This window comes from Streptomyces sp. NPDC031340 (genome assembly GCF_055569945.1).
Window position 1 is genome coordinate 136,853 of the sequence record NZ_JBVIIE010000013.1, and the last position, 6,203, is coordinate 143,055.

The 6,203-nt window shown below is 75.1% G+C and carries 6 protein-coding genes; 4 read left to right on the forward strand and 2 right to left on the reverse strand.

The window, feature by feature from the left end; all coding sequences use genetic code 11:
- Positions 1-58 precede the first annotated feature (58 nt).
- Positions 59-1,228 (forward strand): TDT family transporter, encoded by a 1,170-nt coding sequence (locus ACZ5GT_RS12675; RefSeq protein ID WP_469020162.1) that lies wholly within the window; start codon positions 59-61, stop codon positions 1,226-1,228.
- Here ACZ5GT_RS12675 and ACZ5GT_RS12680 read toward each other — a convergent pair.
- Together ACZ5GT_RS12680 and ACZ5GT_RS12685 are read right to left on the reverse strand one after the other, a co-directional pair.
- Complete coding sequence (locus tag ACZ5GT_RS12680; protein WP_469020316.1) at positions 1,140-1,859, reverse strand: helical backbone metal receptor; 720 nt, start codon at positions 1,857-1,859, stop codon at positions 1,140-1,142. The two genes, ACZ5GT_RS12675 and ACZ5GT_RS12680, sit on opposite strands and share 89 nt — an antisense overlap.
- A gap of 29 nt (positions 1,860-1,888) precedes the next feature.
- Entirely contained in the window at positions 1,889-2,470 is a 582-nt protein-coding gene (locus tag ACZ5GT_RS12685) for a helix-turn-helix domain-containing protein (RefSeq protein ID WP_469020167.1), read from the reverse strand.
- A 565-nt stretch (positions 2,471-3,035) separates the two neighbouring features.
- On the opposite strand from ACZ5GT_RS12685, the gene ACZ5GT_RS12690 reads away from it, so the two are divergent.
- The 3 genes from ACZ5GT_RS12690 to ACZ5GT_RS12700 all read left to right on the forward strand — a co-directional run bounded on the left by ACZ5GT_RS12690 (position 3,036) and on the right by ACZ5GT_RS12700 (position 6,051).
- Positions 3,036-3,965 carry a 5'-3' exonuclease gene (locus tag ACZ5GT_RS12690; RefSeq protein ID WP_469020318.1) on the forward strand — a complete coding sequence of 310 codons (930 nt, stop codon included), beginning with the start codon at positions 3,036-3,038 and terminating at the stop codon, positions 3,963-3,965.
- A 101-nt stretch (positions 3,966-4,066) separates the two neighbouring features.
- A complete protein-coding gene (locus tag ACZ5GT_RS12695) occupies positions 4,067-4,909 on the forward strand; it encodes a siderophore-interacting protein (RefSeq protein ID WP_469020172.1) in 843 nt (280 codons plus the stop codon).
- Positions 4,910-5,031: 122 nt separating this feature from the next.
- A complete protein-coding gene (locus ACZ5GT_RS12700) occupies positions 5,032-6,051 on the forward strand; it encodes an RluA family pseudouridine synthase (protein ID WP_469020177.1) in 1,020 nt (339 codons plus the stop codon).
- The last annotated feature ends 152 nt before the right edge of the window (positions 6,052-6,203 follow it).

The following is a 6,203-nucleotide window of genomic DNA, read 5'->3' on the forward strand; positions in this document are numbered from 1 at the left end:
TGCCCTGATACAGAGGTGGTCCCTGGTGGCGGGCGTCCGGCCACGGGACGATCAGGGCATGGTCACCGCAGCTCCGGTCCTCCCGCACACCCCGCTCCGCCCGCGCGCCCGTGCCGTCCGCCACCTCGGACCCAACTGGTACGCCGCCGTCATGGGCACCGCCGCCGTCGCCACGGCGGGAGCCGGGCTGCCCGGCAGCATCCCCGGCCTGCGCACCGCCTGCGCCGCCGTCTGGGCGCTGTCCCTCGCCCTCCTGGTGGCGCTGCTCGCCGCCCGCGCCCTGCACTGGACCCACCACCGCGACCAGGCCCGCGCCCACCTCCTCGACCCGGCGACGGCCCCCTTCTACGGGTGCCTGGCCATGGCCCTGCTGGCGGTCGGCGGCGGCGCCCTCGCCGTCGGCCGGGACTGGATCGGCGAACCGAGCGCGGTCGCCCTGGACGCGGCCCTGTTCACCGCGGGGACGGCCGTGGGACTCACGGCCGCCGTCGCCGTCCCGTACCTGATGGCCGTACGCCACGAGACCGGGCCGGGGCAGGCCTCGCCCGTGTGGCTGCTGCCCCTCGTCGCGCCCATGGTGTCCGCCGCGCTCGGCCCCCGCCTGGTGCCGTACCTGCCCGCCGGCCAGCCCCGCGAGACCCTGCTCCTCGCCTGCGTCGCGATGTTCGGGCTCAGCCTGCTGGCCATTCTGGTCACGCTGCCGATGGTCTTCGCCCGGCTGATCACCGGCGGGCCGCTGCCGCTCGCCCTCACGCCCACGCTGTTCCTGGTGCTCGGGCCGCTCGGGCAGTCGACCACCGCCGTCGGCGCGTTCGCGGACTCGGCGACCGGCGCCGTGGCGGACCCGTACCGCGCGGGGTTCACCGTCCTCGCCGTCCTGTACGGGGTGCCCGTCATGGGCTTCGCGCTGCTGTGGTGCGCGTTCGCCGCCGCCCACGTGGTCCGGGCACGGCGGCACGGGATGAGGTTCACGATGACGTGGTGGTCGTTCACCTTCCCGGTCGGCACCTGCGTCACCGGGGCGGAGGCGTTGGGCCGGCACACCGGGCTGGCCGTGTACGACGGGCTCGCGGTGGCCCTCTACGGCCTCCTCGTCGCCGCCTGGGCCACCGCCGCCGTGCTCACGGCACGCGGCGTGGTCAGCGGCGAGCTGCTCGCAGGGCCCCGGCCAGCACCGCCGGCGCCTCGGCCAGCGACGGCCCGTACCACGTCAGGTGCCGTCCGCTGACCAGGGCGCAGGCCGACCCCGGGAAGGCCTCGGGTCCGTCGTCGGCGGTGAAGCGGTACGGCTCGTCCGGCAGGACGACGACGTCCGGGGCGGCCGCCCGCAGTTCCTCGACGGGGACGCGGGGGTAGCGGTCGGGGTGGGTCGCGTACAGGTGGTCCACGCCGAGGCGGGCGAGGACGTCACCGGCGAAGGTGTTCCGGCCCAGCACCATCCAGGGCCGGCGCCAGACGGGGACGACGGCGGTGACGCGGTGCTCCGGCGGCGGCAGCGCCGCCCACGTCCGCTCGGCCTCGTCCAGCCAGCGCGGCCGGGCCCGGACACCGCACGCCGCCAGCACCCGGGCCAGCTCTGCGAAGGCCTGCGGGACGTCGCGCACCTCGGTGACCAGGACCTCGACGCCGGCTGTGCGCAGCTCGTCCAGGTCGGGCGCGCGGTTCTCCTCCTCGTTGGCGATCACCAGGTCGGGGGCGAGGGCGACGATCCGCTCGACGTCGGGGTTCTTGGTGCCGCCGACGCGGGCGACGGCCAGGTCCGGCGGGTGCGTGCACCAGTCCGTGACGCCGGCCAGGGCGTCCGGCGCCGAGACCGCCACGGCCTCGGTGAGCGACGGGACGAGGGAGACGACCCGGATCACCGACGGGACGTGGAAGACGGACCCGGTCACCGACGCGACCGGCCCCGGACCGCCTCGATGTGCTCGGCCACCGCGACGACGATCAGGCGGGTGTCCGCCACCGTGGCCCGCCACCGGTGCCGCACCCCGCCCGTCAGGTACAGCGTGTCGCCCCGGCCGAGCCGGTAGGCGCGGCCCTCCGCCTCGATCTCCACGGCGCCGTCGGCCACGTACATCAACTGGTCGTTGCGGTACTGGAACTCGCGGCCCGCGTCATGGTCTCCGGTGAACTCCTGCGCGTGCATCTGGTGGTGCCCGCGCACCAGGGACCGCATGCGCGGTTCGGGCCCGGTCTCGACGCCCTCGGCACGCACGACGTCGACGCTGCAGGCGGGGTCCGCGGCAGCGAGGAGCTCGACGGCGGTGGTGCGCAGGGCGTCGGCGACCTTCTCCAGGGAGGTCGGGCTGGGCCGCGCCCGGTCGTTCTCGATCTGGCTCAGGAACGGCACGGACAGGCCGCTGCGCTCGGCCACGACGGCGAGGGTGAGCTCGAGCGCCCGGCGCCGGCGCCGCACGGCCGCGCCCACTCGCAGGGGCTGGTCCTTGTGGTCGTCCTTGTGGTCGCCCATCGCAGCTCCCTCCTTCGCCTCGTCGGTCCGTGACGGCCATGGTCCTGATGACTTCTCTGCACCTTACGCATGTTCGGCAAACCGTTTCACGTGCTCGTCACACACCGGTAAGGACGGCGTGCGTTCAACGCGCCACCACTCCCCGGCGGATGAGTTCCGCGCGAGCTCCGGGCGGACCGCCCCGCCGCGGCACCGCCCGGGACCGAAGAGGCTGACCAGCGGGGCGGGACGGCCCGCGGGCAACGGCACGTGCGCTCGTCCGCGCTCCCGGCGGATCCCCCGGCCGGGGCGACCAGGTGGCGTTCCGTGGTTGGCCGGATCTTTTCCGTACGCGCCGGCCCTGGGCCGGGGCTCCCGGATACGACTCCATCTCATCACGACTCCTCTTCCAGGGTCCCCTCTCACGACGGTCCCCGCAGGCGACGGCCGAAGGCAGTGACTGCGGTGACCGCAGTGACCGCAGTGACCGCAGTGACCGCGTGACTGCAGTGGCCGCGGTGGCCGCAGGCGGTGGCAGCGGGCGACGGCAGCTCGCCGCGGGTGGCTGTCGGTGCCGTACGGCATGATGCGAGGCGTGACCGGACGACTCATGCTTCTCGACACCGCCTCGCTCTACTTCCGTGCCTTCTTCGGCGTCCCCGAGTCGGTGAAGGCCCCGGACGGCACGCCGGTGAACGCCGTGCGCGGCCTGCTCGAATTCATCGACCGCCTGGTGCAGGACCACCGTCCCGAGCACCTGGTGGCCTGCATGGACGCCGACTGGCGCCCGCGGTGGCGGGTCGACCTCATCCCCTCCTACAAGGCGCACCGCGTCGCCGAGGAGCACGCGGCGGGGCCGGACGAGGAGCAGGTGCCGGACACGCTGTCGCCGCAGGTGCCGGTCATCGAGGCGGTCCTGGACGCGCTGGGCATCGCGCGCGTGGGGGTCGCCGGATACGAGGCGGACGACGTGATCGGCACGTTCACCGCCCGGGCCGAGGGCCCGGTCGACATCGTCACCGGCGACCGCGACCTCTACCAGCTGGTCGACGACGCGCGCGGGGTGCGGGTGCTGTATCCGCTCAAGGGCGTCGGCATGCTGCAGCTGACCGACGAGGCGCTGCTGCGTGAGAAGTACGGGGTGGACGGCAGCGGGTACGCGGACCTGGCGCTGCTGCGCGGCGACCCGAGCGACGGCCTGCCGGGCGTGCCCGGCATCGGCGAGAAGACGGCCGCGAAGCTGCTCGCCGAGTTCGGGGACCTGGCCGGGATCATGGCCGCGGTGGACGATCCGAAGGCGAAGCTCACGCCGTCGCAGCGAAAGCGGCTCGACGAGGCGCGGCCGTACCTCGCGGTGGCGCCGAAGGTGGTCCGGGTCGCCGCCGACGTACCGCTGCCCGGCGTCGACACGAAGCTGCCGCGCGCCCCGCGGGACCCGGCCGCGCTGGAGGCGCTGGAGGCGCGCTGGGGACTGGGCGGATCGCTGCGGCGGCTGCTGACGACGCTCGGGACGTGACGCGGGCGGCGACGGCCGTTCATCCGGTTCTCACGAAAGGGGTGTTCACTGGGGGAAGGTGCTAACTTAGGCAAACCTAAGCTCGGAACAGGGAGGCCTCCATGGCAGATCGACCGGACCGCAGGCCGCGGAAGCCCCGCACCGCTCAGGTCGTCCGCACCCAGCGGCTGACCCCGCACATGCAGCGGGTGGTGCTCGGCGGCGACGGTCTGGACGGTTTCTCGGCCGACACCTGCACCGACCACTACGTGAAGCTGCTGTTCGCGCCCGAGGGCGTGAGCTATCCGGAGCCCTTCGACGTGGAGCGGATCCGGGCGGAGTTCCCGCGGGAGCAGTGGCCGGTCACCCGCACCTACACCGTGCGGGCCTGGGACCCGGTCCACCGCGAGCTGACGCTGGACTTCGTGATCCACGGCGACGAGGGCCTGGCCGGCCCGTGGGCGGCGCACGTCCGCCCGGGCGAGACCGTGCGCTTCAACGGCCCCGGCGGCGCCTACGCCCCCGACCCGGACGCCGACTGGCACCTGCTCGCCGGGGACGAGAGCGCGCTGCCCGCGATCGCCCGCTCCCTGGAGGCGCTGCCCGCCGGTGCCACGGCGCACGCCTTCATCGAGGTCTCCGGCCCCGAGGAGGAGCAGAAGATCGACTCCGGCGTGCAGGTCGTCTGGCTGCACCGCGGGGACCGGCCGGTCGGCGAGGCGCTGGTGGAGGCCGTACGGGCGTTCCCGTTCCCCGAGGGCCGGGTGCACGCCTTCGTGCACGGCGAGGCGCACTTCGTGAAGGAACTGCGGCGTCTGCTGCGGGTCGAGCGGCAGATCCCGCGGGAGGACCTGTCGATCTCCGGCTACTGGCGCCTCGGCCACAACGAGGACGGCTGGCAGGCCTCCAAGCGGGACTGGAACGCGCGCGTCGAGGCGGAGCAGGAGGGCGCGCCCGCCGCCTGATCCGCACCCGGAGCCGCCCGTGCCCCCGGAGCGGCCCCTGCCCCCGGCGCGGGCCGGGCGGCTCCGGCCGGTCTCCCGGCACCGTGCGCTGCCGGTTTTCCGGCACCGTACGCTTGGCCGCGATGAGACGCCGTACCCCGCCCCCGCCCTCCCCCCTCCCCCAGCGCGAGGGCATCGACGCCGTGCGGGTGCGGCTGCCCGCCGGGGGGCCGTGGGCCACGGTGCGCGAGCACCTGACGGAACGGCTCACGGCGGACGCCGGGGTCGTGGACGGGATGTTCGACGCGGGTCTGGTCGTCGGGGCGGACGGGCGGGCGGTACCGCCGGACGCGGCGTACGTGCCGGGGATGTTCGTGTGGTTCCACCGGGAGCTGCCCGCCGAGGTGCCGGTGCCCTTCCCGCTGGAGGTCGTGTACCGCGACGAGCACATCGTCGTCGTCGACAAGCCGCACTTCCTCGCCACCACCCCGCGCGGCAGTCACGTCGCGGAGACGGCGCTCGCGCGGCTGCGCCGGGAGCTCGGGGTGCCGACGCTCGGCGCCGCCCACCGTCTGGACCGGCTCACCGCCGGGCTGGTGCTGTTCACGGTGCGGCCCGGGGAACGCGGCGCGTACCAGTCGCTGTTCCGCGACCGCCGGGTGGGCAAGGAGTACGAGGCGGTCGCCCCGTACGATCCCGGCCTGGCCCTGCCCCGGACGGTGCGCAGCCGGATCGTGAAGGAGCGGGGGGTGCTCGCCGCCCGCGAGGTGCCGGGCGAGCCGAACGCCGTCAGCCGCATCGAACTGATCGAGCACCGCGCGGCCGACGGGCTCGCCCGCTACCGCCTGGTACCGGCCACCGGGCAGACCCACCAGCTGCGCGTCCACATGAACGCGCTCGGCGTGCCCCTCCTCGGCGATCCGCTGTATCCCGAGGTGACCGGTCCGGTGCCGGCCGGTGACTTCCAGCGTCCGCTGCAACTGCTGGCGCGGACGCTGGAGTTCACCGATCCGGTCACGGGGGCGGAGCACCGGTTCCGCAGCGCGCGGACGCTCACCGCCTGGTCGTGCCCCAGCGCGTGGGCCGGCGCGGTGACCGCGCCGCCAGCCGCCGAGGCGGGCAACACCGAACAGGCACCGGCGAGTTCGGCGCGCCTTGCGTAGAAGCAGGCGAACCGCTCGGCACGCGCCTCGGGGGGGGGGGGGGGGGGGGGGGGGGGGGGGGGGGGGGGGGGGGGGGGGGGGGGGGGGGGGGGGGGGGGGGGGGGGGGGCGGAGGCCTTTCCACCTCCCCCCCCTCCACCCGTCCCCCCTCCG